Annotated in this window: 28 protein-coding genes, 1 pseudogene and 1 riboswitch; of the genes and pseudogenes, 17 read left to right on the top strand and 12 right to left on the bottom strand. The window is 70.1% G+C overall.

Annotation, left to right across the window (positions count from 1 at the left end):
• The first annotated feature begins 177 nt into the window (after positions 1-177).
• Complete coding sequence (locus GNX95_RS30065; RefSeq protein ID WP_163511065.1) at positions 178-1,116, top strand: PLL family lectin; 939 nt, start codon at positions 178-180, stop codon at positions 1,114-1,116.
• 53 nt (positions 1,117-1,169) lie between these two features.
• Here the strand turns inward: GNX95_RS30065 and GNX95_RS30060 are convergent, their stop codons facing one another.
• The 4 genes from GNX95_RS30060 to GNX95_RS30045 all read right to left on the bottom strand — a co-directional run bounded on the left by GNX95_RS30060 (position 1,170) and on the right by GNX95_RS30045 (position 4,502).
• Positions 1,170-1,940, bottom strand: a complete 771-nt coding sequence (locus tag GNX95_RS30060; RefSeq protein WP_163511064.1) for an ABC transporter ATP-binding protein — start codon at positions 1,938-1,940, stop codon at positions 1,170-1,172.
• Positions 1,937-2,947 (bottom strand): FecCD family ABC transporter permease, encoded by a 1,011-nt coding sequence (locus GNX95_RS30055; RefSeq protein ID WP_163511063.1) that lies wholly within the window; start codon positions 2,945-2,947, stop codon positions 1,937-1,939. The genes GNX95_RS30060 and GNX95_RS30055 overlap by 4 nt, the downstream gene beginning before the upstream one ends.
• The gene (locus GNX95_RS30050) at positions 2,944-3,870 is read right to left on the bottom strand and encodes a helical backbone metal receptor (protein ID WP_163511062.1); all 927 of its coding nucleotides are present in this window, start codon (positions 3,868-3,870) and stop codon (positions 2,944-2,946) included. Before GNX95_RS30050 ends, GNX95_RS30055 begins: the two co-directional genes overlap by 4 nt.
• Positions 3,871-3,970: 100 nt before the next feature.
• Positions 3,971-4,025, bottom strand: a riboswitch (cobalamin riboswitch).
• A 102-nt stretch (positions 4,026-4,127) separates the two neighbouring features.
• Positions 4,128-4,502 carry a DUF4190 domain-containing protein gene (locus GNX95_RS30045; RefSeq protein ID WP_163511061.1) on the bottom strand — a complete coding sequence of 125 codons (375 nt, stop codon included), beginning with the start codon at positions 4,500-4,502 and terminating at the stop codon, positions 4,128-4,130.
• A 189-nt stretch (positions 4,503-4,691) separates the two neighbouring features.
• Between GNX95_RS30045 and GNX95_RS30040 the strand changes: the two genes are divergently transcribed.
• Positions 4,692-5,462 carry an SDR family NAD(P)-dependent oxidoreductase gene (locus GNX95_RS30040; protein ID WP_222854042.1) on the top strand — a complete coding sequence of 257 codons (771 nt, stop codon included), beginning with the start codon at positions 4,692-4,694 and terminating at the stop codon, positions 5,460-5,462.
• 63 nt (positions 5,463-5,525) lie between these two features.
• Here GNX95_RS30040 and GNX95_RS30035 read toward each other — a convergent pair whose 3' ends face one another.
• Complete coding sequence (locus GNX95_RS30035) at positions 5,526-5,894, bottom strand: DUF4190 domain-containing protein (RefSeq protein WP_163511060.1); 369 nt, start codon at positions 5,892-5,894, stop codon at positions 5,526-5,528.
• A gap of 221 nt (positions 5,895-6,115) precedes the next feature.
• On the opposite strand from GNX95_RS30035, the gene GNX95_RS30030 reads away from it, so the two are divergent.
• Positions 6,116-7,309: an acyl-CoA dehydrogenase family protein gene (locus tag GNX95_RS30030; protein WP_163511059.1), complete on the top strand. Its 1,194-nt coding sequence runs from the start codon at positions 6,116-6,118 to the stop codon at positions 7,307-7,309.
• Positions 7,310-7,516: 207 nt separating this feature from the next.
• On the opposite strand, the gene GNX95_RS30025 is transcribed toward GNX95_RS30030, so the two are convergent.
• Positions 7,517-8,575 (bottom strand): Rv2578c family radical SAM protein, encoded by a 1,059-nt coding sequence (locus GNX95_RS30025; protein WP_163511058.1) that lies wholly within the window; start codon positions 8,573-8,575, stop codon positions 7,517-7,519.
• A gap of 104 nt (positions 8,576-8,679) precedes the next feature.
• On the opposite strand from GNX95_RS30025, the gene GNX95_RS30020 reads away from it, so the two are divergent.
• The 5 genes and pseudogenes from GNX95_RS30020 (at position 8,680) to GNX95_RS30005 (ending at position 13,381) form a co-directional block, all read left to right on the top strand.
• Positions 8,680-11,676: a hypothetical protein gene (locus GNX95_RS30020; RefSeq protein WP_163511057.1), complete on the top strand. Its 2,997-nt coding sequence runs from the start codon at positions 8,680-8,682 to the stop codon at positions 11,674-11,676.
• Positions 11,677-11,848: 172 nt separating this feature from the next.
• Positions 11,849-12,205 (top strand): annotated as a pseudogene (locus GNX95_RS43495) (alkaline phosphatase D family protein); the annotation flags it as partial.
• A 58-nt stretch (positions 12,206-12,263) separates the two neighbouring features.
• Positions 12,264-12,500, top strand: coding sequence for a hypothetical protein (locus tag GNX95_RS43490; protein ID WP_246281890.1), 237 nt, complete (start codon positions 12,264-12,266; stop codon positions 12,498-12,500).
• Positions 12,501-12,509: 9 nt separating this feature from the next.
• Positions 12,510-13,001, top strand: coding sequence for a suppressor of fused domain protein (locus GNX95_RS30010; protein ID WP_163511056.1), 492 nt, complete (start codon positions 12,510-12,512; stop codon positions 12,999-13,001).
• Positions 12,998-13,381: a thiol-disulfide oxidoreductase DCC family protein gene (locus GNX95_RS30005; RefSeq protein ID WP_163511055.1), complete on the top strand. Its 384-nt coding sequence runs from the start codon at positions 12,998-13,000 to the stop codon at positions 13,379-13,381. Before GNX95_RS30010 ends, GNX95_RS30005 begins: the two co-directional genes overlap by 4 nt.
• A 26-nt stretch (positions 13,382-13,407) precedes the next feature.
• On the opposite strand, the gene GNX95_RS30000 is transcribed toward GNX95_RS30005, so the two are convergent.
• Positions 13,408-13,791 (bottom strand): hypothetical protein, encoded by a 384-nt coding sequence (locus GNX95_RS30000; RefSeq protein ID WP_163511054.1) that lies wholly within the window; start codon positions 13,789-13,791, stop codon positions 13,408-13,410.
• 108 nt (positions 13,792-13,899) lie between these two features.
• Here GNX95_RS30000 and GNX95_RS29995 point away from each other — a divergent pair, with 108 nt between their 5' ends.
• From GNX95_RS29995 to GNX95_RS29965, 7 genes are all read left to right on the top strand, one after another.
• Positions 13,900-14,403, top strand: a complete 504-nt coding sequence (locus GNX95_RS29995) for a MaoC family dehydratase (RefSeq protein ID WP_163511053.1) — start codon at positions 13,900-13,902, stop codon at positions 14,401-14,403.
• Positions 14,404-14,426: 23 nt separating this feature from the next.
• Positions 14,427-15,041, top strand: a complete 615-nt coding sequence (locus GNX95_RS29990; protein WP_163512016.1) for a TrmH family RNA methyltransferase — start codon at positions 14,427-14,429, stop codon at positions 15,039-15,041.
• A 429-nt stretch (positions 15,042-15,470) separates the two neighbouring features.
• Complete coding sequence (locus GNX95_RS29985) at positions 15,471-16,121, top strand: DUF6758 family protein (RefSeq protein ID WP_163511052.1); 651 nt, start codon at positions 15,471-15,473, stop codon at positions 16,119-16,121.
• 110 nt (positions 16,122-16,231) lie between these two features.
• Positions 16,232-17,053, top strand: a complete 822-nt coding sequence (locus GNX95_RS29980; protein ID WP_163511051.1) for a PH domain-containing protein — start codon at positions 16,232-16,234, stop codon at positions 17,051-17,053.
• Positions 17,054-17,091: 38 nt separating this feature from the next.
• Positions 17,092-17,955, top strand: a complete 864-nt coding sequence (locus GNX95_RS29975; protein ID WP_163511050.1) for a PHP domain-containing protein — start codon at positions 17,092-17,094, stop codon at positions 17,953-17,955.
• Positions 17,952-18,557: a MarC family protein gene (locus GNX95_RS29970; RefSeq protein WP_163511049.1), complete on the top strand. Its 606-nt coding sequence runs from the start codon at positions 17,952-17,954 to the stop codon at positions 18,555-18,557. The genes GNX95_RS29975 and GNX95_RS29970 overlap by 4 nt, the downstream gene beginning before the upstream one ends.
• Before the next feature lie 60 nt (positions 18,558-18,617).
• A complete protein-coding gene (locus GNX95_RS29965; protein ID WP_163511048.1) occupies positions 18,618-19,421 on the top strand; it encodes a RecB family exonuclease in 804 nt (267 codons plus the stop codon).
• 3 nt (positions 19,422-19,424) lie between these two features.
• Here the strand turns inward: GNX95_RS29965 and GNX95_RS29960 are convergent, their stop codons facing one another.
• From GNX95_RS29960 to GNX95_RS29950, 3 genes are all read right to left on the bottom strand, one after another.
• Entirely contained in the window at positions 19,425-20,459 is a 1,035-nt protein-coding gene (locus GNX95_RS29960; RefSeq protein WP_163511047.1) for an FAD-dependent oxidoreductase, read from the bottom strand.
• Between the two features lie 342 nt (positions 20,460-20,801).
• Positions 20,802-21,620, bottom strand: a complete 819-nt coding sequence (locus GNX95_RS29955) for an oxygenase MpaB family protein (protein WP_163511046.1) — start codon at positions 21,618-21,620, stop codon at positions 20,802-20,804.
• Positions 21,617-22,441, bottom strand: coding sequence for an alpha/beta fold hydrolase (locus GNX95_RS29950; RefSeq protein ID WP_163511045.1), 825 nt, complete (start codon positions 22,439-22,441; stop codon positions 21,617-21,619). Before GNX95_RS29950 ends, GNX95_RS29955 begins: the two co-directional genes overlap by 4 nt.
• A 39-nt stretch (positions 22,442-22,480) precedes the next feature.
• Here GNX95_RS29950 and GNX95_RS29945 point away from each other — a divergent pair, with 39 nt between their 5' ends.
• On the top strand, positions 22,481-23,263 hold the full coding sequence (locus GNX95_RS29945) for a ParA family protein (protein WP_163511044.1): 783 nt from the start codon (positions 22,481-22,483) through the stop codon (positions 23,261-23,263).
• 161 nt (positions 23,264-23,424) lie between these two features.
• On the opposite strand, the gene GNX95_RS29940 is transcribed toward GNX95_RS29945, so the two are convergent.
• Both GNX95_RS29940 and GNX95_RS29935 read right to left on the bottom strand, forming a co-directional pair.
• Positions 23,425-23,727 carry a translation initiation factor 2 gene (locus GNX95_RS29940; RefSeq protein ID WP_163511043.1) on the bottom strand — a complete coding sequence of 101 codons (303 nt, stop codon included), beginning with the start codon at positions 23,725-23,727 and terminating at the stop codon, positions 23,425-23,427.
• On the bottom strand, positions 23,724-25,268 hold the full coding sequence (locus GNX95_RS29935) for a DEAD/DEAH box helicase (RefSeq protein WP_425483922.1): 1,545 nt from the start codon (positions 25,266-25,268) through the stop codon (positions 23,724-23,726). The genes GNX95_RS29940 and GNX95_RS29935 overlap by 4 nt, the downstream gene beginning before the upstream one ends.
• Before the next feature lie 81 nt (positions 25,269-25,349).
• Between GNX95_RS29935 and GNX95_RS29930 the strand changes: the two genes are divergently transcribed.
• Entirely contained in the window at positions 25,350-26,027 is a 678-nt protein-coding gene (locus GNX95_RS29930) for a ferritin-like fold-containing protein (RefSeq protein ID WP_222854041.1), read from the top strand.
• The last annotated feature ends 321 nt before the right edge of the window (positions 26,028-26,348 follow it).

The raw sequence follows: 26,348 nt of genomic DNA, 5'->3' as shown, positions 1-26,348 counted from the left end.
AGTAGCGGCGCTACTGGCCGGGGGGTGGTGGCCCTGGCTCCCCACGAGTGCTGGCGACAGCCAGGAAAGTGAAGTGACATGCGCACCAAGTCCGCCGTCAGAATCGGGGCCGTCGCCGTAATGGCCACGGCCCTCCTGACTCCGACAACGCAGGCGAGCGCCGCTCCGGCGCCTCCGGTGGCACCGTGGACGGTGTCCGCGGCCGTGCTGCCCGGCGGCCCGTCGCTGCCGGCCGGCACCTACGCCTTCATCCGCAGCCCGGACAACCACATCTACATGCGCAACATCGCACCGGGCAGCCAGTGGATCGACACGACCGCGCAGGCCATCGCGGGCAGTGGCCCGGCGGTCGTCGTGCAGCCACCGATCCCGACCTCCGGCACGGCGAAGCAGAGCACGAAGAAGAGCCCGCTGATCCGCCAGCGTACGGCCAACAAGGCCGCGCTCGCCGCGGCGCCGACCAAAGACGTCTATCTGCTGTCGACCAACGCGGCCCGTAACGCGATCAACACCATCAACGACAACGACGACCTGAGCGCGTGGGAGCCGTGGAACGTCCTCGGCGGCGTCTACACCACCTCGATCGGCGCCAGCTACGACAAGAACTACTCCACCCCGGACCAGCCGGTGAACTTCTTCACCGGCCGCGGCACCGACGGCATCCTCTACCTCAACGGCGTCAACTTCGGCGCGCAGATCACCGCGCCGCCGACGCTGTCCTACACGACGGCATACGGTCGCACCGCGCTGATGTACCGCGGCACCGACGGCAGCCTCTACCGGATGCTCAACGGCTACAACAACGACCCGTACTACTTCACCGCTCCGTCCAAGATCGCCAGCAACGTCGGGTCGTCGGCCTCGCTGGCCGAGCGCAGCCACCGTTACTACTACCGCGGCAACGACAACGGTCTCTGGTACGAGAACGGCGCCACCTGGGGTGCCCCGATCCGCATCCCGACCGGCGCGATCACCGGCACGCCGTTCGCGCTGGACGAAGGCATCCCGGACCAGCCCGACCGGGTCAACGTCTTCGCCCGCGGCACTGACGGCCACCTCTACATGTGGAACACCGGCACGCAGACCTGGACCGGCCTCGGCGGCACGGTCGCCTGATCACCACCGTTTCCGGGGCAATCGGGCCCCGATTGCCCCGGAAACGGGTCGCGTCAGCGGCGCAGCGGAGTGATCCGCGGCAGGCCGGTCGGTCCCGTGTCGACCGCGACGCGCGCGGAATAGTACGTGGCCAGGCTCTCGGCGGTGAGCACCGCCGACGGCCGACCGGTCGCGACCACCGATCCGCCGGCCAGCAACACCAGCGACACCGGATACTGCGCCGCCAGCGACAGGTCGTGCAGCGCGCTCACGACCGTGATGCCGTCCTCGACGCGCAGCCGGTCGACCAACTCGAGCACCGCCTGCGCGTGACCGAGGTCGAGCGAGGCGGTCGGCTCGTCCAGCAGCAACAGGCTCGGCTGCTGAGCCAGCGCCCGCGCGAGTACGACCCGCTGCCGCTCGCCGCCGGACAGCGTCTGCAGCGGCCGGCCGCCGAGGCCGTCGAGGTCGAGTCGGCGCAGGATCCCGTCCGCCAGCACGCGGTCGGAGCGACCGGGCGCGCCGAGCAGCGACTGGTACGGCGTGCGTCCCAGCAAGGTGTAGTCGAGCACCGACATGCCGGTCGGCAGCAGCGGCGACTGCGGCGCGTACGCCACCAGCCGAGCCCGCTCACGCGCTCGCAGCGAGCCGATTTCCTTGCCACCCAGCAAAATCCGGCCGGTCGACGGCACCAGGCCGAGCAGTGCTCGTAACAACGTCGACTTGCCGGCACCGTTGGGTCCGATCAGCCCCAGCCACGAGCCGGCCGGCACACTGACGTCCACGTCACGCAACACGGTGGCCTTGCTCAAAGCCACCGACAGCCCGGAAATCTCGACCTTCACTGCCGGTTTCCCACCAACAGCAGGAAAGCGAAGAACGGTGCCCCGACGAAAGCGGTCACCACACCGATCGGTATTTCCGCCGGATACAACGCCGTACGCGACAGAAGGTCGGACAACACAAGGAAAATCGAGCCACCAAACAAGGACAGCGGCAGCAGCAGGCGATAGGACGTGCCGGCCAATCGCCGCAGGATGTGCGGCACCACCAGGCCGACGAAGCCGATCAGGCCGGCCGCCGACACGGCCGCCGCGGTCGACAGCGACGCGGCCAGCAGGATGGCAAACCGTACGCGCTCCGGCCGCAGGCCGAGCGAGGCGGCCTCGTCGTCGCCGACCGACAGCACGTCCAGCCAGCGGCCGGCGAAGGCCAGCAACACCGCCGCGACCGCCGCGTACGGCGCGATCAGGCCGAGCGAGTCCCAGCTGGCGGTGCCGAGCTGGCCGAGGATCCACGCGGTGACCTGCAGCAGATCGCTGTTGTGGGCCTGCAAAAGCGCCGTCTGGACGGCGGTGAAGAACGCCGTACTCGCCAGACCGGCCAACAACAGGGCGGCCGTGCCACCGGTACGGCTGGCCGCGCGGCCGAGCACGTACGCGCTGCCGACCCCGATCATCGCGCCGACGAACGCGCCGATCGGCACCGCCACCGCGAAAGTGCCTCGCGCCAGCACGATCATCGCGGTCGCGCCCAGACCCGCCCCGGCCGCCGCGCCCAGCAGATACGGATCGGCCAGTGGATTGCGAAAAACGCCCTGATAGGCCGCGCCGGCCTGCGACAGCATGCCGCCGACCAGCGCCGCCAGCAGGACCCGCGGCAGCCGCAGCTGCAGGATCACCTCGGCGTCCACATCGGACAGCCGGCCGGTCAGCAGCGCCAGCGGCGAGACCACCGTCGAGCCGACGCAGACCGCGAGCAGCATCGCCAGCGCCAGCAACAAAACGACGGCGATCACCGCGATCGCCGGCCGGGACGGCCGGACGCGGTCGGTGACGGCGCGTGTCGTCATGCCTTCCGGTTCACGATCGCGGTGGAGATCGCGGCGGCGAGGTCGGCGGCCCGCGGTCCCCAGCGCGAGGCGATGTCGTCGCTGATCGCCACGATCGTGTTGGTGCGTACGGCCGGCACGTTCGCGAACGCCGGTCGCTTCGCGACGACGGCCGCCGACTGCGCACAGCATTGCGTGTCGGCCAGCACGATGACGTCTGGCGCCGACCGCACGACGAACTCCGCGGAAAGCTGCGGATAGTCCGGCGCGGTGGCCTTCGCCGCGTCGGCGATGTTGACCATGCCGAAGAGTTTGTAGATGTCACCGGCGAAAGTGCGCGAGGTCGCGGAGAAATACGTCGGGTCGACCTCGTGATAGACCTTGAGGCCCTTGCCGCGGTCCTTCGCGGTGGAAACCGCTGCGGCGATCTTGGTTTTCTCCGCCTGTACGGCCTGTCGCGCCTGCGGCAGGTGACCGGTGGCGGTGCCGAGCGCGAGCGTCTGCGCGTACGACGCCTCCAGCGTGGTGGCCGACGGCAGCACCAGCACGGTGATCTTCAGCCGGGTCAGCGCGGCCAGCAGGCCGTTGGTGTCGTTCTGGATCAGCACCAGGTCGGGCTTGTAGCCGGCGACCGCCTCGGCGTTGGGCTTGAAACCGGACAGCTTCGTCCGCGGCGCGTTGGCCGGGAAGTCGGACTGGTCGTCGACCGCCTTGACCTCGCCGCCGGCACCGATCGCGTACAGCATCTCGGTGGCGGTCGGCGACAGCGAGACGATCCGCGCCGGCTTGGCCGCGATGGTGACCGTGCCGTTGCTGGCCTTCACCGTCACCGGAAACGCGCCGCCGGACGAGCCAGTGGTGGGGGTGCTCGGTGTCTGCGCACAGCCGGCGATCAGTGCGGTTGCCAGCAATGCGGCGGCATACCGGCGCGCTCTCGTGAACATGCCAACTCCTGTCGGCAAAGGGGACGCGCCGGCCGGATGCCGGTCCCTCGCCGGCGCTCGACCCGCGTCCCGGCAGTCGGGACGGACGCAGGACAGGCGACCTGGCTCGGCCGGACGGCCTCACAGTTGCGGGACAGCGCCGGACTCGCACCGGCTTCGCTGGCCTTGCGTCACCGGCGACGGGTCACCGGCAGCCGGAATCTACCTCACCGCAGGTCACGGTCGTGGCCGCCCGCCCCCAAGGTGAGACGCACGGCCTAATACGTCGTGTACGGCGTCGGCGTCTGGCTGACGCCCCACACCACCAGCCCGACGATGAACAGGATGTAGAGGACCACGCCGACCACCCACAGGCCGGTGGCGATCCAGCCGACGATGATGCCGGCTTTGGCGAACCCCTCGCCCTCCTCGTTGCGTTCGCGCACCTGGTTGATCGCGATGTGCCCGCAGATCGCCCCGGCGAGCGAGAGCGCGCCACAGGCGAAGATGCCCAGGATCGACAGGACCATGGACACGATGGCCAGCGCGTTGGTCGACCGGGTCGGCGGATAGCCGCCGCCGTAGCCGTATCCGGTCGTCGGTTGCGGCTGTTGCTGCTGGTACGGGTCGTACGGATCGTATGGATTGGTCATCGTCGATGCTCTCCCGGATCGCTTGCGATCAGCTCGTCGGAATGCCGGGGTTTGGTGGTGGATCGGTCGGATCTGTCACTGGTTCGCTCCCCGTCGCGCCAGGAGGTCAGGGTAGCGTGACAAGCCTGACCGTACGGCGCGATCGCGCCGGCGGCGTCGGTGCAGCCGGATGCGAATCGGGGAGTGGGAGTGGTCGAGAAGATCAGCGACGAGTTGAGCGGACGGGTGGCGCTGGTCACCGGTGCCGGCAGCCCGCACGGCATCGGTTTCGCGGTGTCCTACCGGCTGCGGTCGATGGGGGCCACGGTCGCGATCGTGTCGACCACGAAGCGGATCCACGAGCGCGCACAGGAGCTGGACGCGTCGGGTTTCGTCGCCGACCTGGCCGACCCGGCCGAGGTGGCCGCGCTGTCCGACGCGCTCAACGAGACGGTCGGCGAGCCGGACATCGTGATCAACAACGCCGGCATGGCGTCGCTGGCCAGCCCGGAGGTGCTGCGGCCGGTCGCGCACCTGTCCGACGCCGACTGGCGCGCCGAGATCGACCGCAACCTGACCACCGCGTTCCTGGTGTCGCGAGCGCTGGTCGGACAGATGGCCGAGCGCGGCTGGGGACGGATCGTGAACGTGGCCTCCACCACCGGCCCGGTCAACGCGGTGCCCGCCGAGGCCGGTTACGCGGCGGCCAAGGCCGGCATGGTCGGCCTCACCAGGGCCCTGGCGATGGAGGTCGTCGCGGACGGGGTGACGGTCAACGCGGTCGCGCCCGGCTGGATCCGCACGTCGTCCTCGACCGCGACCGAGCTGGAATACGGCCGGCTGACGCCGGTCGGCCGGCCCGGTACGCCGGAGGAGGTCGCCTCGGCGGTGTGCTATCTCGCCTCGCCCGGCGCCTCGTACATCACCGGCCAGCTGCTGGTCGTGGACGGCGGCAACAGCGTCGACTCCGGCCGCCGCTAGTTCTCGCCACAACGCCTCGTTACCGGCACCAGGCGCCGGTAACGAGGCGTTGAGGAATTTCGGCTAAAGGAGGGAGAGGGCGAAGGTCAGCGCATTTGTGCCGGCGGTGCTGGCGCTGGCTCCGATCAGGCTGACCGCGAACACGAAGTAGAGGATGACGAAGACCAGCCAGACGAGCATGAACGCCACCGCCACGCCCCAGATGCCGGCGTGGATCCAGCCGACGATGATGCCGGCGGTGGCCAGGCCCTCGCCGTCCTCGCCGGTGACCGCGATCTCCTTCTTGGCGCGGTGGCCGAAGTAGATGCCGAGCGGGAAGAAGACGAAGCCGAAGACCAGCGCGAGGATCGCCATCGTGTTGGTCTTGCGCACTGCGTACGGCTGGTACGGCTGTCCGTACGGGTAACCGGTGGTCGGTGGCTGGTAGGTCATCGCTGTGCTCCTCGGTGAGATCCCCGTCGTTCTCTTGACCATGAGTGTCGTGGCATCTATCGCGCGGTGGGGACATCCGCGGCCGAGGTGGCACGAAAGGGTGACCCCCGCGTCAGACGCGGAGATCGGTTCAGCACGTGACAACGTCCACATGGACGTGCGCTCACGGTGACCGGTCGCTAATACTGCGCAGTAACCACATCCGACCGGCGGGAGCGACGATGGCGCGGCTGGCGCAGACCCACGGACTGACCGACGTGCAGACCGAGATCCTGGACGCGGTCCACACCTTCGTGGAGAAGGAGATCATCCCGGCCGCGCAGGACCTGGAGCACGCCGACGAATATCCCACCGAGATCGTCGAGAAGATGAAGGAGATGGGGCTGTTCGGCCTCACCATCGACGAGGAGTACGGCGGCCTCGGCGAGTCGCTGCTCACGTACGCGCTGGTGGTCGAGGAGATCGCGCGCGGCTGGATGAGCGTGTCCGGCGTGATCAACACGCATTTCATCGCCGCGTACATGATTTCCCGGCACGGCACCGAGGAACAGAAGCGGCGGCTGCTGCCGAAGATGGCGGCCGGTGAGGTGCGCGGTGCGTTTTCCATGTCGGAGCCGGAGCTGGGCTCCGACGTCGCCGCGATCCGCACCAAGGCGGTGAAGGATGGCGACGGATATGTGGTCAACGGCCAGAAAATGTGGCTCACCAACGGTGGTTCGTCCAACCTGATCGCGCTTCTGGTGCGTACGGACGAAGGCGCGGAGTCGCCATACCGGAACATGACCGCGTTTCTGGTCGAGAAGCCGACCGGCTTCGGCGAGGTCGCGCCGGGACTGACCATCCCCGGCAAGATCGCGAAAATGGGCTACAAGGGCGTCGACACCACCGAGGCGGTCTTCGACGACTACCGGATCTCCGCCGACGCCGTGCTCGGCGGCCAGACCGGCCGTGGTTTCTACCAGATGATGGACGGCATCGAGGTCGGCCGCGTGAACGTCGCCGCGCGCGCGTGCGGCATCGCGATCCGGTCGTTTGAGCTGGCCATCGCGTACGCGCAGCAGCGCAAGGCGTTTGGCAAGGCGATCGCCGAGCACCAAGCCGTCGCCTTCTCACTCGCCGAGATGGCGACCAAGATCGAGGCGGCGCACGCGCTGATGGTCAACGCGGCGCGGCTCAAGGACTCCGGCGCGCGCAACGACGTGGAGGCCGGCATGGCCAAGCTGCTGGCCAGCGAGTACTGCGCCGAGGTGACGCAGGCGGCGTTCCGCATCCACGGCGGCTATGGCTATTCCAAGGAGTACGAGATCGAGCGGCTGATGCGCGAGGCGCCGTTCCTGCTGATCGGCGAGGGGACCAGCGAGATCCAGAAGACGATCATCAGCCGCGGCCTGCTGCGCGACTACAAGCTCCGATAAGGGGAAGCTCCGATCGGCACGATCGAGGCCCGGCCGCGGCGATCGACGTACCACCCCCAGCAGTGGTCGACCGTCCTGCGCGCCCGGGCCTCGACCGGCCTCGATCCCCGGTTTCCCCACCCCGCACACTCCACCTCGTTGTAGAGCGCACAACCCTGAGACGGCCGACCACCGCGTACGGTTGGCCGCGACCGGATGTGACGACCGTCACAACAGGGTGAGCTGCTCCGGCCGTGGCGAGGGCTCCGTTGGCGACTCAGGTTGGCCCATCCAGCGCGCCGGACCCGGCCGGTCGAGGCCGTGCCGGCGAGCCGCCGCGTGGATCCGCGCGGACAGGTCGCGGCGATAGTCCTCCGGCGCGTACGAGCCGCGGCGATAGAGCCGCCGATAGGGCGCCACCAGCCGCGGATGCTCGCGGGACAGCCAGGCCATGAACCACTCGCGCGCACCGGGCCGCAGGTGCAGCGGGATGCCGGTGAGCTGGGTCGCGCCGGCGTCGGCGATCGCCGCGGCGGTCGCGTCGATGGCCTCGTCGGAGTCGGTCAGATACGGCAGCACCGGCGCCATCAGCACACTCACCCGCAGGCCGGCGTCGGACAGCTGGCCGCAGACCCGCAGCCGGGCTTGCGGACTTGGCGTACCAGGCTCGACGGCGCGCCACAGCTCGCGGTCGAGGAAGCCGATCGACTGCGCCGCGCTGGCTCCGGCGCCGGTGGCCGCACTCCTCAGCAGTGGAAGATCGCGCGCGATCAGCGTGCCTTTGGTGAGGATGGAGAAGCCGGTGCCGGAGTCGGCCAGCGCCTCGATGATGCCGGGCATCAGCCGATAGCGGCCTTCGGCGCGCTGGTAGGGATCGGTGTTGGTCCCCATCGCCACGTGCGGCCGCTGCCAGCGCGGCGAGGCGAGCTCGCGGCGCAGCACCTCGGCGATGTTGACCTTGACCACCACCTGCGTGTCGAAGTCGCGGCCGGTGTCCAGGTCGAGATAGCTGTGCGTCTTGCGCGCGAAGCAATAGCGGCAGGCGTGCGTGCAGCCGCGATACGGGTTGACCGTCCACTCGAACGGCACCTGCGACACCGCCGGCACCTTGTTGAGCGCCGACTTGGCCAGCACCTCGTAGAAGGTCACGCCGCGAAACTCCGGCGTGTCGAACGTACGCCGGACCGCCCCCGACAGCGGCCCGGTGAGCTGCGGCGGCAGGTCCAGCGGCAGCGCCTCCTCGGACGCGCCGGCCGGCCGGTTCACCAGTTGTGCCTCCCACCGCATGACGTCATTCGAACACGCGTACGACGATTTGTCGAACTGCCTCCTACCGTCCCCGGCGCTGGCCGCAATCGGAAATAATCGGGTCGACACGAGTGTGGAGAGCGATGACCGACGGCCAGTGGGGACAACCGGGCGGGCAGCGGCCCGACCCGGACGAGACGACGACGTTCCAGAGTCCGCAGGCCCAGCCGCCGGCTTACGGGCAGTCGCCGTATGGGCAGCCACCTCAGCAGCAGCCGGACAGGGAGCGGTCGCCGTTCGAGCAGCCGCCGCAGCAGGTGCCGGACCCGCCCGGCGTCTACGAGCCGGCGCCGTATCAGCCGCAGCCGTACGAACCTCAGCCGTACCAGCCCCAGCCGTACCAACAGCAGGAGCCGCCGCCGGTCGAGGAGACGCAGCACAATCCGTACTATGGCCAGCCGGCCGCCGGTGGCTACTACGCCGGCGCGCCGCAGGCCGACCCGTACGGCCAGCAATACCAGGCGCCGACCTCGAGCCAGCCGTATCCGCAGCCGTCGTCCGGCCAGCCGTCTCCACAGCCAACCTCCAGTCAGCCCTACCCGCAGCCGACCTCCGGTCAGCCGACGCAGAGTCCGTACGGCCAACCGTCGTCCGGCCAGCCGTACGCTCAGCCGGGCACTCCCGACTGGCACGTGTCGCCATACGGCGAGCCGATCCCGCCGCTGCCGGCCGGTCCGGCGCGTAAACGCCGCGGCCGCCGGTTGCTCTCGATCGTGGCCGGTGTGGTGGTCGGCCTGCTCGTGCTCGGCGGCCTCGCCGTCGGCGGCGTCTGGTATCTCAACCGCCAGCCCGACACCGGCGCGACGCAGGCCAGCGACGACGGCGGCCGGTTCGCCGCGTATCCGGCGTCCGCCGGCGCCGGCATCGACCAGCGGTTGTACGACGTGGCCGCCGGTCACCGCGGTCAGTACGTCGCGGTCGGGGTGGCCAGCGGCGCCAGCACGCAGCCGTTGTTCCTGCGCAGCACCGACAGCGGCAGGAAATGGCAGCCGGCGCGTCCCGACCCGGCCGGCATCGCCGCCACGACGCCGAGCGACGAGCCGGACCAGGTCGCCTTCGGACCGCGCGGCTGGGTCGCGCTCGGCAGCGCCGACTTCGGCACGGCGCTGTGGACCAGCTCCGACGGGTCGAGCTGGCTGCGCCGGCCGAGTCCGGCGGCGTTTCGTAACAACGACCGGGTCTCCGACCTGACGACCACCTCGACCGGCTATCTCGCGGTCGGCTACAGCGGCGCGACCGGTGCCGCCGGCGCGGTCGTGTGGACCTCGGCGGACGGCGTGACCTGGACGCGCGCGCCGGCCACGCAGGCGCCGCCGAACAGCCACGACGTGCGATATGACGCGGTCGCCGTACGCGGCCAGACCATCGTCGTCGGCGGCCGGTTCGCCGACGCGAAGAACCAGTACGGCCACTTCTTCGCGGTGTCGCGGGACGCCGGCAAGTCCTACCAGCTGGTCGTCGGCCCGGAGTTTGGCACCAACCTGACGCTGGCCAACAAGCTCTTCGGCTATGTCAACGCGATCACCGCCACCGACTCCGGCTTCGTCGCGGTCGCTCAGGCCGGCGGCCAGAACACCTGGGACGGCGTGGTGCTGACCTCCGGCGACGGCCTGTCCTGGCAGGTGCACAAGCAGCCGGCGATGGCCACCGCGCAGGACGACATCCCGGCCGCGGTGGTGCAGGTCGGCGGCCGGATCGTGGTGGCCGGACACCGTACGGACGAGCGCGGTGGCGTCGACGACCTGGACGGCATGCTGACCCAGGGAAGTGTCAACTCGGTCGGCAACGTCTCGGTCGGTGGCCTCACCGGTGCCGGTACGCAGCGCATTTGGGCGCTGGCGACCGATGGCTCGAGCGTCGTGGCGGTCGGCAACGGCGCGTCCGGATCGGACGCCACGGCGGCCACGTGGGTCCGCGGGTCGAGCGGGTCGTGGTCGGCGGTGACGATCTCGGCGGACGCCTCCGGCGTACGGCCGGCGCTGTCGATCGCCGCGGTCCGCGCCAGGCCGGGTGGTGGCGTACTGGCGATCGGCGACAGCCGCGGCCAGCCGGCGCTCTGGCAGTCCGGCGACGCCGACAAGTTCGCCATGGTGGACCTGCCGGCCGGCGCGACCGGCACGCCGGCCGCGCGTCCGCAGCTGTCCGACCTGGCCAACGGTCCGGCCGGCTGGCTCGCGGTCGGTTCGGTGTCCACGGGACCGACGCCAGAAGGCGTGTTCGTGTCGTCCAAGGACGGCTCGTCGTGGACGGACGCGACACCGCCGGTCGTACGGCATCCGACCGTCTATGGCCGCAACAGCATCTACTACGGCTCGTCGCCGCTGGCCGTGTGCGCGTACGGCAAAGGCTGGCTGGTCGTCGGCTATCGGCGCGACAACGGCAAGGTGTCGGCGGCGGTCTGGCGCTCGGCCGACGGCGTGAGCTGGCTGCCGGGCAGCGGCGTGAAGCCGGACGACCTGCTGGCCACCAGCGACACCACCGAGCGGACCATCAACGACGTGGTCGCGGCCGGCACCACCGCGTACGCGGTCGGCGGCGCGGAGAAAAACGGCACGTCGCAGCCGACGATCTACACCAGCACCGACGGACTGCACTGGTCGGCGCAGGTGCTCGCGCCGCCGAACGGCTCGGTCGGCGGCGAGCTGAAGACCGTGTCGGCCCTGCCCAACGGCACGCTCGTCGCGGCCGGTGTCGCCGGCACAGCGGACGGCAAGCAGTCGGCCGTCGCGTACACCTCGACCGACAAGGGCAAGACCTGGTCGTCGCTCACGCTGCCGGCCGCCAGCGCCGCGGCTGGCCAGAGCGAGCGTGCCGCGGTCACCGACTCGACGGTGGTCGGCTCGCGGCTGGTGGTCGCCGGCGCGCTCGGCAGCCGCGGCAACCCCGACGCGGCGGTCTGGTCGACCGCGGACGGCAGGTCGTGGCGCTTCGAGCCGCTCAAGGACAGCCGGCTGACCGGGCCCGGCTACCAGCACCTGTCGACCGTGGCCGCCATCGGCAACGACCTGGTCGCCGTCGGCGAGGCGTACACCCAAAGCGGCCAGTCCCTCATCGTCCTCCGCCAACCCTTGCCGTCGTAGCCCCCAGCCGACGCGTCAGACGACGCAATCGGATTCCGATTGCGTCTTTGGATGGCTGCTGACCTGCGGCTTTGTCATAACAGGCAGCATTCGGACACCACCATTCGCGTCCGAATGTCACTTCCTTGACCCGGTTTTTCGATTCAGAGGGTCAACAAGTTGACAACCGGACATGCGGCGAGTCCGGGGCGGCCGGCTGCGAACATTTGCTCTGTCTCATCTGTATCGCGGTGACGGATCGGGTGCGGGCTGCGCTGAGCGGTTCGACGCCAAGCGTACGATTCTTGGCTCCGCGCAACGGAAATGGCTGCTCGACGGCTTCAGCCGGTCGCACGCGCGTTGGCGGATCCTCGGCAACCAGGCGCCGATCGGCCGGACCGACCAGGATCCGGCGCCGGCGGTGATGGTCTTCTACGATCCGTGGGACGGCTTTGTGGCCGACCGCGACCGCGTGCTGGCGGCCGCACAGGACCGTGGCGTACGCAATCTCGTGGTGATCACCGGCGACCGGCACCAGAACTACTCGTGGGACCTGAAGCGCGACTACTCCGATCCCGGCTCGCCGACGGTGGCCAGCGAGCTCGTCGGTGACCAGCGGCGGGGACGGCGCCGACATGACCGCGGAAGGCCAGCGGTTTCTCCAGGCCAACCGGCACCTGAAGTTTTTCGACTCACAGCGCGGATACGTGCGCGTGCACGTCGACCGCCAGCGCTGGCAGAGCGACTTTCGCGTGCTGCCGTTCGTGACCAGGCCGGGTGCGCCGATCGCCACGCGCGCCAGCTATGTGGTGGAGGACAAACGGCCCGGAGTGCTGCTGGCATAGGCTCGGCGCGTGCAACCCGGCGATGACGTACTCGTGGCGGTCGAGGCGCACCTGCTGACCGCTCTCGGCGGCGACTCCGGCCGCGCGTCGGTGACTTTCCTCGGCGTGCAACGGATCGACGTGCTGCGCTTCGGGCCGCGGTCGGACGGGTCGGTGGTGTACGCGACGCTCGGCGCCTCACGTGCGCCGATGGTCGAGCCGACCGAGATGATCGCCGACCCGGTCGCCGGTCCACGCGCCGAGTTGGTGCTGCGGCTGGACGAGCCGCGGGACTCCGTGCTGCGCACGCTGGCCGTACTGGCCGCGACGCCGTCGGTCGAGGGTCTGGTGTTGCGTCCCGGCGGGACCGTGCGACTGGGGGAGCCGCTGTGGTCCGGAGCGGCGGCGCGGGCCGTGCGCATCGAGGAGCCGTCGCTCGTGCCGGACCTGCCGTTGGGTGACGGACGTGACGCCGTACGGTTCCTCACCGTCGTGCCGGACGGGTCGACAATGGAGTCATGAGCGCTGTTTTCGTTTACGACGGCGACTGCGCGTTTTGTTCGAGCTCGGCGCGGTGGATCCAGCGGTGGGTTCGGCCGCGTACGCCGTTGGTCGCCTGGCAGCACACCGACCTGGACGCGCTCGGCCTCACCCAGGAGCAGTGCGAGGAGGCCGTCCAGTGGTCCGGTTCCGACGGCGTACGCGCCGCTGGTCCGGCGGCCTTCGCGCGGCTGCTGGTCGACGCCGGCCGGTGGTGGCGTCCGCTCGGCCACGTCCTCGCGCTGCGGCCGGTGCGCTGGCTGGCCGACCCGGTCTATCGCCTGATCGCACGCAACCGTCACCGCCTGCCCGGCGGCACGCCGCAGTGCTCCCTGCCCCAGTCCCTCCGCAACCCTCAGTAGGTCTGCGGGACGCGAGGCACGGAGCGTCAGAGGTGCGCGCGCCAGGCGTCGCGGATGCGCGCCAACTGGTCGTCGAAGTCGGGGTCGGCGAACAGGCCCTTGCGCGGCGCCGGGAGCGTCACGGCCCAGTTGGCGCCGGTGACCGACACGCGCGTACCGGGCGCCTCGATCCGCTCGATCCGCTCCCAGGCGATCATCCGCCGGTTGAGCAGCCCCCAGACGTACAACCCCTCGGTGGTCACCTGCGCCCCGCGCAGGTCGCGAGCCAGGTAGACGACGCACACGACGGCGGCGACGACGCCGATGAGCCAGCCACCGAGCCACCACAGCAACGCCACCGCGAGCACACACAGGACACCGGCTGGCAGCAGGTGGATCGGCCGGGGTCGCAGCGTCCAGGAATCAGGCACCGCGACAGTCTGCCAGTGACACTGTTCACGCGTGCGGAATCCCACCTCGCCGTGCACCTCGTACGGCCGCTGAGGCAAGATGCGCGGAGTCGGAAGGGGAGGCGTTCGATGCAGTTCGGCCGGTATTTCGAGGAGTTCGAGGTCGGCGCGGTCTACCGGCACTGGCCGGGCAAGACGGTCACCGAGTACGACGACCACTTGTTCTGCCTCATCACGATGAACCACCATCCGCTGCACCTGGACGCGCACTACGCCGAGGAGACGACCGACTTCGGCAAGAACGTGGTCGTCGGCAACTACATCTACTCGCTGCTGCTCGGCATGTCCGTACCCGACGTCTCCGGCAAGGCCATCGCCAACCTCGAGGTCGAGTCGCTCAAGCACGTCAAGCCGACCTTCCACGGCGACACGATCTACGGCGAGACCGAGGTGCTGGACAAGACCGAGTCGAGGTCCAAGGACGACCGCGGTGTCGTGTACGTCGAGACGCGCGGCTACAAGCAGGACGGCACGGTCGTGTGTACGTTCCGCCGGAAGGTCATGGTGCCGAAGCGGTCGTACGGTGAGGCCCGCGGCGGTGAGCAGCCGGGCCGGCCGACGCCGCGGCCGTGAGTGAGGACGCGAGCGCGGTCGGCATGCTGCCGACGGTCGGCGTCGGTCCGTGGGACGGTCCGTGGCCGGACGAGCCGCGCTATGACCCCGAGCTGCTCGCGCACGGCGACGCGCGCAACGTCGTCGACCGCTATCGCTACTGGCGGCACGAGGCGATCGTCGCCGATCTGGACCTGCGCCGGCACGACTTCCACGTGGCGATCGAGAACTGGCAGCACGATCTGAACATCGGCACGGTCATCCGCAACGCCAACGCCTTCCTCGCTCGCGAGGTGCACATCGTCGGCAAACGCCGGTTCAACCGCCGCGGCGCGATGGTCACCGACCGCTACCAGCACCTGCGCTTCCACCCGACGATCGAGGAGTTCCTGACGTGGTCGGCCGCGGAGTCGCTGGCCGTCGTCGGCATCGACAACCTGCCCGGCTCAGTGCCTCTGGAGACCACGCCGCTGCCACGCCGCTGCGTGTTCCTGTTCGGCCAGGAGGGCCCTGGCCTGTCCGACAGCGCACGCGAGCAACTGGACCTGGTGTGCTCGATCGCCCAGTACGGCTCGACCCGCTCCATCAACGCCGGCGTCGCCAGCGGCATCGCCATGCACACCTGGATCCGCACCCACGCCACCCCGCCACCCGACTAACTACCCGCTACAGCTCGAAACTGTCGTACCCCCCTGCCAATCTGGGCCCCCACCCAGATCGGGTGGGGGGTGGGTTCGCGTGGAAACTTACATAAGTTAGAAGTTGATCTTGGTCGGACAACGTGCGCTCATGTAGCGCTAAACGCCCCATTTGCCCGAATGTAACGTGCACGCATGGCCCCCATGCGTGCGTCCAGCGCAAGCATGGGGGCCATGCGTGCAAGCCGCATGTGACTCATGTGACCAGAGTGACCGCCGAGGCGCCGACCAAGATCATCTTCCTATGTTTGCAACCTCTCAACCCACCCCCCGCCCGAAATGGGTGGGGGAAACTCAACCCGAGACGTACGACAGTTTCGCGCCGTAGCGGGTAACCGGTGGGCCGGGCCTCGACTTGACGGGGGCTGGCGGTGGGGTCACCGTTGCGACATGTCGATTCCGGCCAGCTGTCCTCGTTGCGGGGGCGAGCTCCGCGCGCCAGGCCTGATGTCGTCGGACTGGCGGTGCGAGCGGCATGGCGTGGTCCTGCCGTTGCGGCTGCCTGGCCATGCCGACACCGACGTGCTCAAGATGCTGCGCGGTGTCGCCAAGGTGCCGATGTGGGTGCCGTGGCCGCTGCCGGCGGGGTGGACGATCACCGGGTTCGGCTGGGTCGGCGACGAACGAAGCGGCGGCCGCGCGACGGCGGTCGCGTGCACCGGGCCGGCGCCGTTCGGCGGCGCGGCGGACATCGTGTTGGTGGCCGAGGAGTTGGGCATTGGCCTCGGTGCGCACTACGCCGGGGTCGTCGGTACGGACCCCGGCCCGGCGCTCGCGGAGGCGGCGCGTACGACCAGCGCGCACGCGAAGCTCAAGGTCGGCGGCCATCCGACCCCGCTCTGGTCGGTCAACAGCGCCGACGACCGCTGCGCGTACGTCGGCGAGGCCGGCGGCCTGTGGCTGTGGGCCGTGCTGTGGCCGGCGGAGGCCGGCTATCTGCTGGCCGCCGACGACGTGGAGCTGGTCGACGGCCGCGAGCGGTTGCCTGGCGAGCTGGTGTACGGCGCTCCGTCGCCGTATTTGGCCAAACCCAGCAAATGACGCGCGCGAAGACACGTGCCTCCAGGTGCCGCCGACCGGTACGCTGAAGGTGGAAACTGGCGTCACGTTGTGATGAACTGGGGGTCACTGCTGGTGAGGAGGTGGCGCTGATGGATCGCGACCCGTCTGATCCGTCCGGCTCGGCTTCCGAACCAGACGACGGCGACGGCACCGGATCGACCGAGGAGCAGACCACCGAGCCGTTGCCGCCGGTGATCATCAAGCCACCACCATCGTCCTCCACGCGGCCGCCCGGCCCGCGCCGCACCAGCGGCGGCACCGGCCGGGGCGCCGGTGGCACCAGCAGGCGGCGCCGCCGCGTCGACCGGCGGATGACGCTGCCGGGTCAGGTCGGCTCCGGCGAACAGGTGCCGAGCAAGGTCGTCTCCAACTACCTGTTCGGCAGCGAGACGTTCCGTGGCGAGTGGCGTAAGCACCCCGTCTACCTGTGGAAACAGATCCTGGCCGCGGCGGTGTCGCCGTTCGTGGTCGGCTATCTCGGCGGTGTGCTGTCCAACGCCGACCCGATCATCCTGCGGATCATCCTGCTGCTCTGGGTGCTGCTGTTGCTGTGGGTGCTGTGGGGTGTCGCCGACTGGTACTACGACCGCTTCGTGCTCACCAACAAGCGGATCATGGAGGTCTCCGGCATCGTCACCCGCAAGGTCGCGATGATGCCGCTCGGTCGCGTCACGGACATGGCCTACAACCAGACCGTGCTCGGCCGGATGCTCAACTACGGCACCTTCATCGTCGAGTCCGCCGGCCAGGACCAGGCCCTGCGCGAGATCTCCACACTGCCTCGGCCCAACGCGCTCTACCTGCTGATGTGTGACGAGATGTACGGCAGTCCGGAGGCCGCGCCGCCGAAGCGTACGCGCACGCGCAAGCGCGAGTCGTCCACCACGCCGGGCCCCTGGCGCGCCGACTGACCGGTCCAGTCACGGTCGCCGGCTAAGCTGCCGGGGACATGCGCATCGACCTGCACACTCATTCCGCGGCCAGCGACGGCACCCTGTCGCCGGCCGCGTTGGTGCGCGCGGCCGCCGGCAGCGGCCTGGACGTGGTGGCGCTCACCGACCACGACACGACCGCTGGCTGGTCCGAGGCGGTGGCCGTGTTGCCGGCCGGCCTGACGCTCGTACGCGGCGCTGAGCTGTCCTGCGTGTGGTGGCCGGCCCGCGACCAGCCGCCGATCAGCCTGCACCTGCTCGCCTATCTGTTCGACCCGGACGAGCCGCGGCTGAAGGCCGAGCGCGACCGCGTACGGCACGGCCGGATCGGCCGCGCGCGGCGGATGGTGGAGCTGATGGTGGCCGACGGCTATCCGGTCAGCTGGGACGACGTGGTCGCGGAGGCCAACGGCGCGCCGATCGGCCGGCCGCATGTCGCGCGAGCGCTGATAAAAGCCGGCATCGTGTCCACAATGGACGAAGCGTTCACGCCGGCCTTCATCGGCACCGGCGGCCGCTATCGGGTGGCCAAGCCGGACACCGACGTGTTCGACGGCATCGCGCTGGTACGCGCCGCCGGCGGCGTGCCCGTGTTCGCGCATCCGATGGCCGCCAAGCGTGGCCGGGTGGTGCCGGACACCGCGTACGCCGAGCTGGCCGACGCCGGCCTCGGCGGCATCGAGGCCGACCACGCAGACCACGAGCCGCAGACGCGGCAGAAGATCCGCGCCATCGCCGCCGAGCTCGGCCTTTTCGTCACCGGCTCGAGCGATTTTCACGGCGCCAACAAGCAGGTCGCCATCGGCGCCGAGACCACCGACCCGGAGGCGTACGAACGGCTCGTCGCGCAGGCCAGCGGCGTCGCGCCGGTGCGGGGATGAACGTCCGGCTGTTCGGCGAGGCGTTCGTGACGCTGTTCGTGATCATGGACCCGCCTGGCACCGTGCCGCTTTTCCTCGCGCTCACCTCACTTCAGTCGAGTGCGGCGCGGTCGCGTGCGGCCTGGCAGGCGGTCGCGGTGGCGGTCTCGGTCATCACGGTCTTCGCGGTCGCCGGCCAGCAGATCCTCGCCTACCTCAGCATCAGCCTGCCGGCGTTGCAGGGCGCCGGCGGCCTGTTGTTGCTGTTGGTCGCGCTGCAACTGTTGACCGGTACGGAAAAACCGCCGGAGCAGGTGGCCGACGTCAACGTCGCGCTGGTGCCGCTCGGCACGCCGTTATTGGCCGGTCCCGGCGCGATCGTGGCCACGATCGTGTTCACCAAGCGCGCCACCAGCCTCGCCGACTATCTGGCGATCGCCGCCGCGATCGTGGCGGTGCACCTCGCGCTGTATCTGTTCCTGCGGTTTTCCACGGTGATCGTGCGGATCGTGCGGGACAGCGGGATCGTGCTGATCACCAAGATCTCCGGTCTGCTGGTGTCGGCGATCGCCGTACAGCTGATCGCCAGCTCGGTCTACGGGTTCGTCGAGAACCATCCGTAGCCGGTTCTGTCACACCGGTCTGGCACGATCGGTGGTGTGCAACAGCTCGGTTTCGAAGGCATGCCAACGCGTTTGTTCAGCTGCACGCCGTCCCGGCTGGCGTCCTATGAGCAGTGTCCGCGCCGCTATCGGATGACCTACGTCGACCGTCCGCAGCTGCCGAAGGGGCCGCCGTGGGCGCACAACTCGCTCGGCGCGAGCATCCACAACGCGCTGCGCAGCTGGTTCGAGCTGCCGCCTGACCTGCGTACGCCGACCGGTGTGGCCGGCCTGCTGGCGACCGGCTGGCTGACCGATGGCTTCCGCGACCGCGAGCAGTCCGAGGCGGTGAAGGCACGCGCGACCGGCTGGCTGAAGGCGTACGTGGAGGATGTGGACCCGGCTTTCGACCCGGTCGGCCTGGAGCGGACGGTCGCCACCACGACCGAGCGGCTGGCGGTGTCCGGCCGGGTCGACCGGATCGACCAGCGCGGCGAGGAGCTGGTGATCGTCGACTACAAGACCGGCCGGTCGCCGTTGTCGAGCGACGACACGCGGGGATCGCGCGCGTTGGCGCTTTACGCGCTGGCCGCTCGTCGTACGCTCCGGCGGCCGTGCATGCGGGTCGAGCTCCATCACGTGCCGACCGGGTCCGTACACGCGCACGAGCACACGGAGGAGTCGCTGGCTCGGCACGTGCGGCGGGCCGAGGACACCGCGGCTGACATCGTGGCGGCGACCGGCGCGGTGTCGGCCGGCGCCGACGCCGATGAGGTGTTCCGGCCGACGCCGGGTCCGATGTGCTCGTGGTGCGACTGGCGGCGGCACTGTCCGGAGGGGCAGGCCGCCGCGCCGCCGAAGGATCCGTGGGTCGCGGTCGAATAGTTGTTACGGCATAAGGGTTTCCAGGCCTTCGTGGACCTCTTTGGCCGTCTGGACCGAGCGCGGCAGCATGACCGCCTCGTACGCGCGCACCGCCTCGTCGATGGTCGGTTCGGTGGCCAGCGCGGTCGCCAGCTCGGTGCCGTCCAGCAATGCCAGGTTGGCGCCGACGCCGAGGGGCGCCATCAGGTGTGCGGCGTCGCCGACCAGCGTCAGGCCGGGTTTGTGTTGCCAGACATGGGGCACTGGCAGCGCGTGGATCGGCCGGTGGATGAAGCCGCCGTCGTTGTGGATGAACAGCGCTCGCAGATTTTCGTGCCATCCCTCGTACGTTTCGCTCAGGTAGGCGCGGATCGCCGCGGTGTCGGCGAAATCCAGGTGGCTCTGGTCGCCGCGCAGTGCCACGTAGGTGCGTACGTGGCCGTTGCTGTTGCGCTGCGCGAAAACCGCCTTCCGCGGTCCTTTGGCGAGCATCGTGCCGTTGCCGATCATGGCCGCGATCATCGGATGCCGCTCGTCGATCCGGTCGAAGTGCGTCTCGATGAACGTGACACCGCTGTAGACCGGCTTCGCGCCGGTGATCGCCGCGCGTACCTTCGACCAGGCGCCGTCCGCGCCGACCACGAGGTCGAAGGCGTCGAGCTCGGCCACCGACTCGATGCCGCGACCCCACTGGACGGTGTCCGGCTTCAGCGCGTCGAGGAAGAGGCCGCGTAGGTCACCGCGGTCGATCTCCGGGCGGTCCTCGCCTTCGGCTGGCACGTCGGTGAGGACGGCCGCCGTCCGGTGGTCGAGCAGGCGCCACTGCTGGCCTTCCGGCCGCGAGAGCCGGCGAAACTCGTCGTACAGGCCGGCCGTGCGCAGGGCCACCTGACCGGTGTCGCTGTGCATGTCGAGCGTGCCACCCTGCGAGCGGCCGTCGGGCGACGGCTCCTGCTCGAAGACCGTCACGTCCATGCCGTGGTTTTGCAGCACGCGCGCACACGCGAGTCCGCCGAGGCCGCCACCGACTATCGCAATCCGTGCTTCGTTCTTCGTCATGCCTTCCATGGCAGCACACTCACTCTAAAAGTGCAACGATTTCACTTTTAAAGTGACTCCGGTCGCGCGCCCAGATGCACGCATGGCCACCATGCGTGCGTCCACCGCAGGCATGGCCACCATGCGTGCATCCCGCCGCCCGCGCCTCCAGGCCAAAACTGTCGGCCCGCGCTGGAAGAATGGAAACGGGGGTCCCCCGGGGCCCTGGGGAAACGAGGTCCCCTGAAATAATTTTTCCAGGTGGCACCGACAGTTTCGGCGACCACAGGGAGACCCGGCGAGGGTGGCGTTTTGACGGTCGCCAGCCGGCGGCCGACCGTCAAGACGTCACCCTCGCGGTGGTCAGGCGGCGGTCGTACGAGCCACCGCGGCCTTGTAGTGCGGGCCGTCGCGCAGGCTCGGCGGGATCGCCAGCGCGGCCATCCGCAGGCCGGCGGTGATCGCGGCCGCGCCCACGTCCGTCGTCGGCAGGCCAGGCAGTGCGTACAGCCGCCGCGCCCACCGCGGCATCAGCGCGAAACCGAGCGTCGCCAGGCCGGCCCAGGCCGGCGCGGCCGGCGTGCCGAAGCGGACCCAGGCCGGCATCGGCGGCGACAGCAGAAACCTGGCCGCCGCGACCGCCTCGTCGGTCAGTGCCAGCTCACCGCGCTTCCAGGAGAAATACCGCTCCAGGTCGCGCACCGACCGGGGCAGCAGAGGATGGCCGGGGTCGATGCCGACCAGCTCCGCCGACACGACCTGCTCGGCGACGTACCGGTCGGCGTCGGCCCCCGACAGCCGCAGGCCGGCGCGGCGGGTGACGCTCAGGTACGAGTCGACTTCCGCGCAGTGCACCCACAACAGCAGGTCGGGCTCGTCGATCCGGTAGGTCACGCCAGTGTCGGGGTCGACGGCGGTGAGCCGCCGGTGGATGCCGCGTACGCGCGCCGCGGCCCGGCGCGCCGCCTCGGCCGTGCCGAAGGTCGTCACGCCGACGAACTCGGCCGTACGGATCAGCCGGCCCCACGGATCGGCGCGAAAGTCGGAGTTCTGCGCCACGCCGCGCATCGCCGCCGGCAGCAACGCCTGCAGGAAAAGCGCGCGCAGGCCACCGAGGATCAGCGCCGGGTCGCGGTGTACGCGCCAGGTCACGCTGTCCGGCCCGAACAGCTCCGCCGTCATGCCGGCGACCAGAAGTCGTCGAGCAGTTTCACCGTCGCCTCCGTCGCTTCGATGGCAGGGGAGTGGATCGCACCGGCGATCATCTCGTTGCGCGCGCCAAGCCGCTCGGCCATCGCCGCCTGCGCGGCCGGCGACCAGGCGTCGTCATGCTCGCCGTAGGCGACCAGCAGCCGTACGCCGGTCGCGCGCAGCTCGTCGACCCGGTCCGGCTCGGTCACCAGGCCGTGCCCCATGCCGCGCAGGCCGGCCCAGGACGAGGCCACGAACCGCCGGCGGGCGAAATCGCGCAGCTCCCGCGGCCGTGACTGCCAGGCCGGGTCGGCCATCGCCAGCCGCTCCAGCTGGTCGAAGACCGCGTCCATGCCGCCGCTGGCATGCACCGACTCCAGGACGTCGATCTGAGCCGTACGCGCACCGTCCGGCCGCGCCGGTCCGGAGGCCAGCAGGGTCAGTGACCGGAACAACGCCGGCTCGGCGATCACCGCGGCGCGGCCGGTCAGACCGCCGTACGAGTGGCCGAGCAGGTGCACCGGACCGAGCGTGCGCGCGACCTCGCGGATCACCGACCCCATCCAGTCGGTGGTGTACGCGGTCACGTCGTCTGGTCCGGCCGACTCGTACTGGCCCGGCTGGTCCATCGCCACCACGCGGAAACCGCGTGCCGACAGCGGGTCGAGGAGGTCGGCGAAGTCCTCCTTGGATCCGGTGTAGCCGGGGACCAGCAGCGCGGTGCCGCGCGGCTCGCCGGCCGGCCGGCTGTCCAACACGGCCGTGTCGCCGACGCGACGCGCCACCGCGTGGTGTGCGGAGATCTGGCTCACGGTGGACTATTTTGCCGGCACCGGCCGTGAGGGGACAGGATGGCAGGCGTGGATCCCCGGGTTGTCACCTTCGCCAACCAGAAGGGCGGCGTCGGCAAGACGACCACGGTCGCCTGCCTCGGCGCCGCTCTGGCCGAGCGGGGCCGGCGCGTACTGCTGGTCGACCTCGATCCGCAGGCCTGCCTGACCTTCTCGGTGGGCCTGGATCCGGACGACATCGAGCCGTCGATGTACGAGGTGATGCTCGGTCAGGTCGACCCGCGCGCGGCGATCGTCTCGACGGAGGAGGGGCCCGACCTGCTGCCGGCGTCGATCGAGCTGGCCGGCTGCGAGGCGCGGCTGTTGCCGGTCCAGGACCGTGAATACCGGCTGCGGCAGGCGCTGACCAGGATCGCCGGGCAGAGGCAGCCGTACGACGTCGTGCTGGTCGACTGCCCGCCGACGCTGGGGATGCTGACGATCAACGGACTGACCGCGGCGGACGAGCTGGTGATCCCGCTGCAGTGCGAAACACTGGCCTATCGCGGCGTCGGCCAGCTGCTCGACACGGTCACCATCGACGTCGTCGGCATCACCAACCCCGGCCTGAAGGTGCTCGGCGTGCTGCCGACCCTGTACGACGGCCGGACGGCGCACTCGCGTGAGGTGCTGGCCGACATCACCGACCGGTACGGCGTCGCCGTGCTGTCGCCGCCGATCCCGCGGACGATCCGCTTCGCCGAGGCGCCGGCCGCGGGTCGTACGCTGCTGTCCACCGACAGCTCCGGCAAAGGTGCGCGCGCGTATCGCGAGCTGGCCTCGGCTCTGTTTCTCGATCGTTGATCGCCATTTCTGTCGGATGCCGCTGATAGCGTGAAAATCGGGGGTTCCCCCGGGGCTTCGGCCGCTGGGGGACCCCCGAAATCAACGCTACCGGCCGGCGCCGACAGTTTCGGCGAGCATCGACCGGCGTGACAATCGGATTCCGATTGTCACGCGGAGGCTCAGAAGAGCTGCCGGACCAGCAGGAAGATCACCAGGATGATGGCCAGCGCGGCCGCTCCGATCGCGAAGCCGACGGTCACCGTCAGCGCTCGCGCCTCCTCGGCGTCGATGGCGGCGTGGTCCTGCTCCGGCAGCGGTGGTGGCGGCGGCTGCTGTGCCAGCAGCGGACCCGACCCGACCCACGGCGGCGGCAACTGCATGCGCGGCGGCGGCTCGTACGCGACCACCGGCGGCGGCGTGGGCGCGACGTCCGGCTCGGCCGTCGCGTCCGGTCGCCGCCACACCTCGTCGGGACCGGTCACTCAGCCTGCTCGGTGCCGTCGGCCGGCGCCTGTTCCACCGGCTTCCCACCCCTGGTCCGCTTGCGGGTCCGCGGCGTACGCGGCGCCGCCTCCGTCTTCGCCTTCGCGGCCGTCTCCGGCTTTCCACGGCCGCGCCGCCGGCCGCGGCCGGTCTCGCCGAGATCCTCGACCTCCTCGGCGTCCAGCCCGGCGCGCGTACGCTGCGCGCGCGGCAGCACGCCGGTCGCCGACTCGGGGATGCGCAGCTCCTCGTAGAGGTGCGGCGAGGTCGAGTACGTCTCCGGCGGGTCGTCGAACGGCAGCTCGAGGGTCTTGTTGATCAGCTGCCAGCGCGGCAGGTCGTCCCAGTCGACGAAGGTCACCGCGACGCCGCTGGCGCCGGCCCGGCCGGTGCGGCCGATGCGGTGCAGGTAGGTCTTCTCGTCCTCGGGACACTCGTAGTTGACCACGTGGGTCACGCCGGCAACGTCGATGCCGCGGGCCGCCACGTCGGTGGCGACGAGTACGTCGACCTTGCCGGAGCGGAACGCGCGCAGCGCCTGCTCCCGTGCGCCTTGGCCGAGGTCGCCGTGCACGGCGGCGACCGCGAAGCCGCGGTATTCCAGGTCGTCGGCCAGCGACTGCGCCTGCCGCTTGGTGCGGCAGAAGACCATCGTCAGGCCGCGGCCGTCAGCCTGCAGGATGCGGGCCAGCATCTCCAGCTTGTCCAGCGAGTGGGCGCGGAAGACGTGCTGCGCGGTGGCCGGCACCGTACGGCCCTCGTCGGGCTCCTCGGCGCGGATGTGCGTCGGCTGCTTCATGAACTGCCGCGCCAGCGTCACGATCGGACCCGGCATGGTCGCCGAGAACAGCATCGTCTGGCGCTGGTCGGGGATCATCCGGAGGATCTTCTCGATGTCCGGCAGGAAGCCGAGGTCGAGCATCTCGTCGGCCTCGTCCAGCACCAGCGTGCGGACCTTGCCGAGCACCAGCTGGCGCTGCTCGGCCAGGTCGATCAGCCGGCCCGGCGTGCCGACGACGACGTCGACGCCGGAGCGCAGCGCGCTCACCTGCGGCTCGTACGCCCGGCCGCCATACACCGACAGCACCCGCACCTTGCGTGTCTTGCCGGCGGCCGCGATGTCGCGGCTGACCTGCACACACAGCTCGCGGGTCGGCACCACGACCAGTGCCTGCGGCACGCCGTCGGCGCCTTCGGCCGGCGCCAGGATCGACTGCAGGATCGGGATGCCGAAGCCGAGCGTCTTACCGGTGCCGGTGCGGGCCTGGCCGATCACGTCGGAGCCGCCGAGCGCGATCGGCAGGGTCAGCTCCTGGATCGCGAACGCGCGGCTGATGCCGACCTTCTCCAGCGCGGCGACGGTCTCCTTGCGTACGCCGAGAGAGGCGAACAGCGGCGCCGACTCCGAGACGGGTGCGCGGGCCGCCAGCTCCTCGGCCTCCTCGACCTCGGGTGCGCCAGTGGTGGAGTGGTCGAGTGCGCGCGCGGCGGTCTCGGCCTCTGGAAGCGTGTTTTCGGTGCTCAGAAGGTTACCTTTCACTCTGAATCTGGCATCCATCGTACGCCGTGCGGATCGCCGGCCCGGCGACGCCCGCGCAAGGGTGTAGCCTGCGCTCGGACCGTGCAGCTGCGAACGCTGGAGGACGACCTGACCGGGCCGCAGAACGCAGTCGTGGATCTGCTGGGTGTGCTCGCGTACGGCACGCTGATCGGCTTCGACCGGATGGCCGCCGACGCTCGGCTGGCGCCGGATCTGCGCCGCCGCGCGGTGCTGTCGGTGATGGCCGCGGACGAGATGAGGAACTACGAGCTGCTGGCGCGGCGCCTGGAGGAGATCGGCGCCGATCCGGAGTCCGCGATGGCGCCGTTCGCGTACCCGCTGGAGGCGTTCCACCGCGCCACCGCTCCGCGCAGCTGGCTGGAGGGTCTGGTCAAGGCCTACGTCGGCGACGGCATCGCCGACGACTTCTATCGCGAGGTCGCCGAGTTCCTGCCGGAGGAAGCCGACCGGCGGCTGGTCCGACAGGTGCTGCACGACACCAGGCACGCCGACTTCGCCGTCGCCGAGGTCCGCGCCGCGATCGACGGCGACCCGATGGTCGCCGGCCGGCTGGCACTGTGGGCCCGCCGCCTGGTCGGCGAGGCCTTCAGCCAGGCCCAACACGTCGCCGCCGAACGCGAGGCCCTGACCGACCTGATCATCGAGGGCTCCGGCGACATCAACGGCATCGGCGAACTCTTCAAACGCCTCACCAGCGCACACTCGTCCCGCATGAAGGCACTCGGCCTCAGCAACTAACTACCCGCTACGGCGCGAAACTGTCGTACCCCCCTGCCAATCTGGGCCCCCACCCAAAACGGGCGGGGGGTGGGTTCGCGTGGTTGCTTGTCCAAGTTTTCAAAGTTGATCTTGGTCTGAACCTTTGCTGTAGCGCTAAACGCCCGCTATGTCGGAATAGTGAATGCACGCAAGGACGCCTTGCGTGCGTCTGGCGCACGTAAGGAGGCCCTGCGTGCATGAGCCGTGTGGCTCCTGGGGTCAGAGTGACCCACGATGCCAACCAAGATCATTTTCGCCTATGTTTGCAACCTCTCAGACCCACCCCCCACCCCGATAGGG

The sequence above is a fragment of the Fodinicola acaciae genome, assembly GCF_010993745.1.
GTDB classification, from domain to species: Bacteria; Actinomycetota; Actinomycetes; order Mycobacteriales; family HKI-0501; genus Fodinicola; species Fodinicola acaciae.
The sequence above is the reverse complement of the archived record's forward strand: the minus strand, read 5'-3'. Positions and strand labels throughout refer to the sequence as shown.

Coding starts and splice junctions, on each gene's coding strand:
- GNX95_RS30055 (WP_163511063.1), bottom strand. CDS start 2,947: ATGACGACACGCGCCGTCACCGACCGCGTCCGGCCGTCCCGGCCGGCG.
- GNX95_RS30050 (WP_163511062.1), bottom strand. CDS start 3,870: ATGTTCACGAGAGCGCGCCGGTATGCCGCCGCATTGCTGGCAACCGCA.
- GNX95_RS30045 (WP_163511061.1), bottom strand. CDS start 4,502: ATGACCAATCCATACGATCCGTACGACCCGTACCAGCAGCAACAGCCG.
- GNX95_RS30035 (WP_163511060.1), bottom strand. CDS start 5,894: ATGACCTACCAGCCACCGACCACCGGTTACCCGTACGGACAGCCGTAC.
- GNX95_RS30030 (WP_163511059.1), top strand. CDS start 6,116: ATGGCGCGGCTGGCGCAGACCCACGGACTGACCGACGTGCAGACCGAG.
- GNX95_RS30025 (WP_163511058.1), bottom strand. CDS start 8,575: ATGCGGTGGGAGGCACAACTGGTGAACCGGCCGGCCGGCGCGTCCGAG.
- GNX95_RS30020 (WP_163511057.1), top strand. CDS start 8,680: ATGACCGACGGCCAGTGGGGACAACCGGGCGGGCAGCGGCCCGACCCG.
- GNX95_RS30005 (WP_163511055.1), top strand. CDS start 12,998: ATGAGCGCTGTTTTCGTTTACGACGGCGACTGCGCGTTTTGTTCGAGC.
- GNX95_RS29995 (WP_163511053.1), top strand. CDS start 13,900: ATGCAGTTCGGCCGGTATTTCGAGGAGTTCGAGGTCGGCGCGGTCTAC.
- GNX95_RS29990 (WP_163512016.1), top strand. CDS start 14,427: ATGCTGCCGACGGTCGGCGTCGGTCCGTGGGACGGTCCGTGGCCGGAC.
- GNX95_RS29985 (WP_163511052.1), top strand. CDS start 15,471: ATGTCGATTCCGGCCAGCTGTCCTCGTTGCGGGGGCGAGCTCCGCGCG.
- GNX95_RS29980 (WP_163511051.1), top strand. CDS start 16,232: ATGGATCGCGACCCGTCTGATCCGTCCGGCTCGGCTTCCGAACCAGAC.
- GNX95_RS29975 (WP_163511050.1), top strand. CDS start 17,092: ATGCGCATCGACCTGCACACTCATTCCGCGGCCAGCGACGGCACCCTG.
- GNX95_RS29970 (WP_163511049.1), top strand. CDS start 17,952: ATGAACGTCCGGCTGTTCGGCGAGGCGTTCGTGACGCTGTTCGTGATC.
- GNX95_RS29965 (WP_163511048.1), top strand. CDS start 18,618: ATGCCAACGCGTTTGTTCAGCTGCACGCCGTCCCGGCTGGCGTCCTAT.
- GNX95_RS29960 (WP_163511047.1), bottom strand. CDS start 20,459: ATGACGAAGAACGAAGCACGGATTGCGATAGTCGGTGGCGGCCTCGGC.
- GNX95_RS29955 (WP_163511046.1), bottom strand. CDS start 21,620: ATGACGGCGGAGCTGTTCGGGCCGGACAGCGTGACCTGGCGCGTACAC.
- GNX95_RS29945 (WP_163511044.1), top strand. CDS start 22,481: ATGGCAGGCGTGGATCCCCGGGTTGTCACCTTCGCCAACCAGAAGGGC.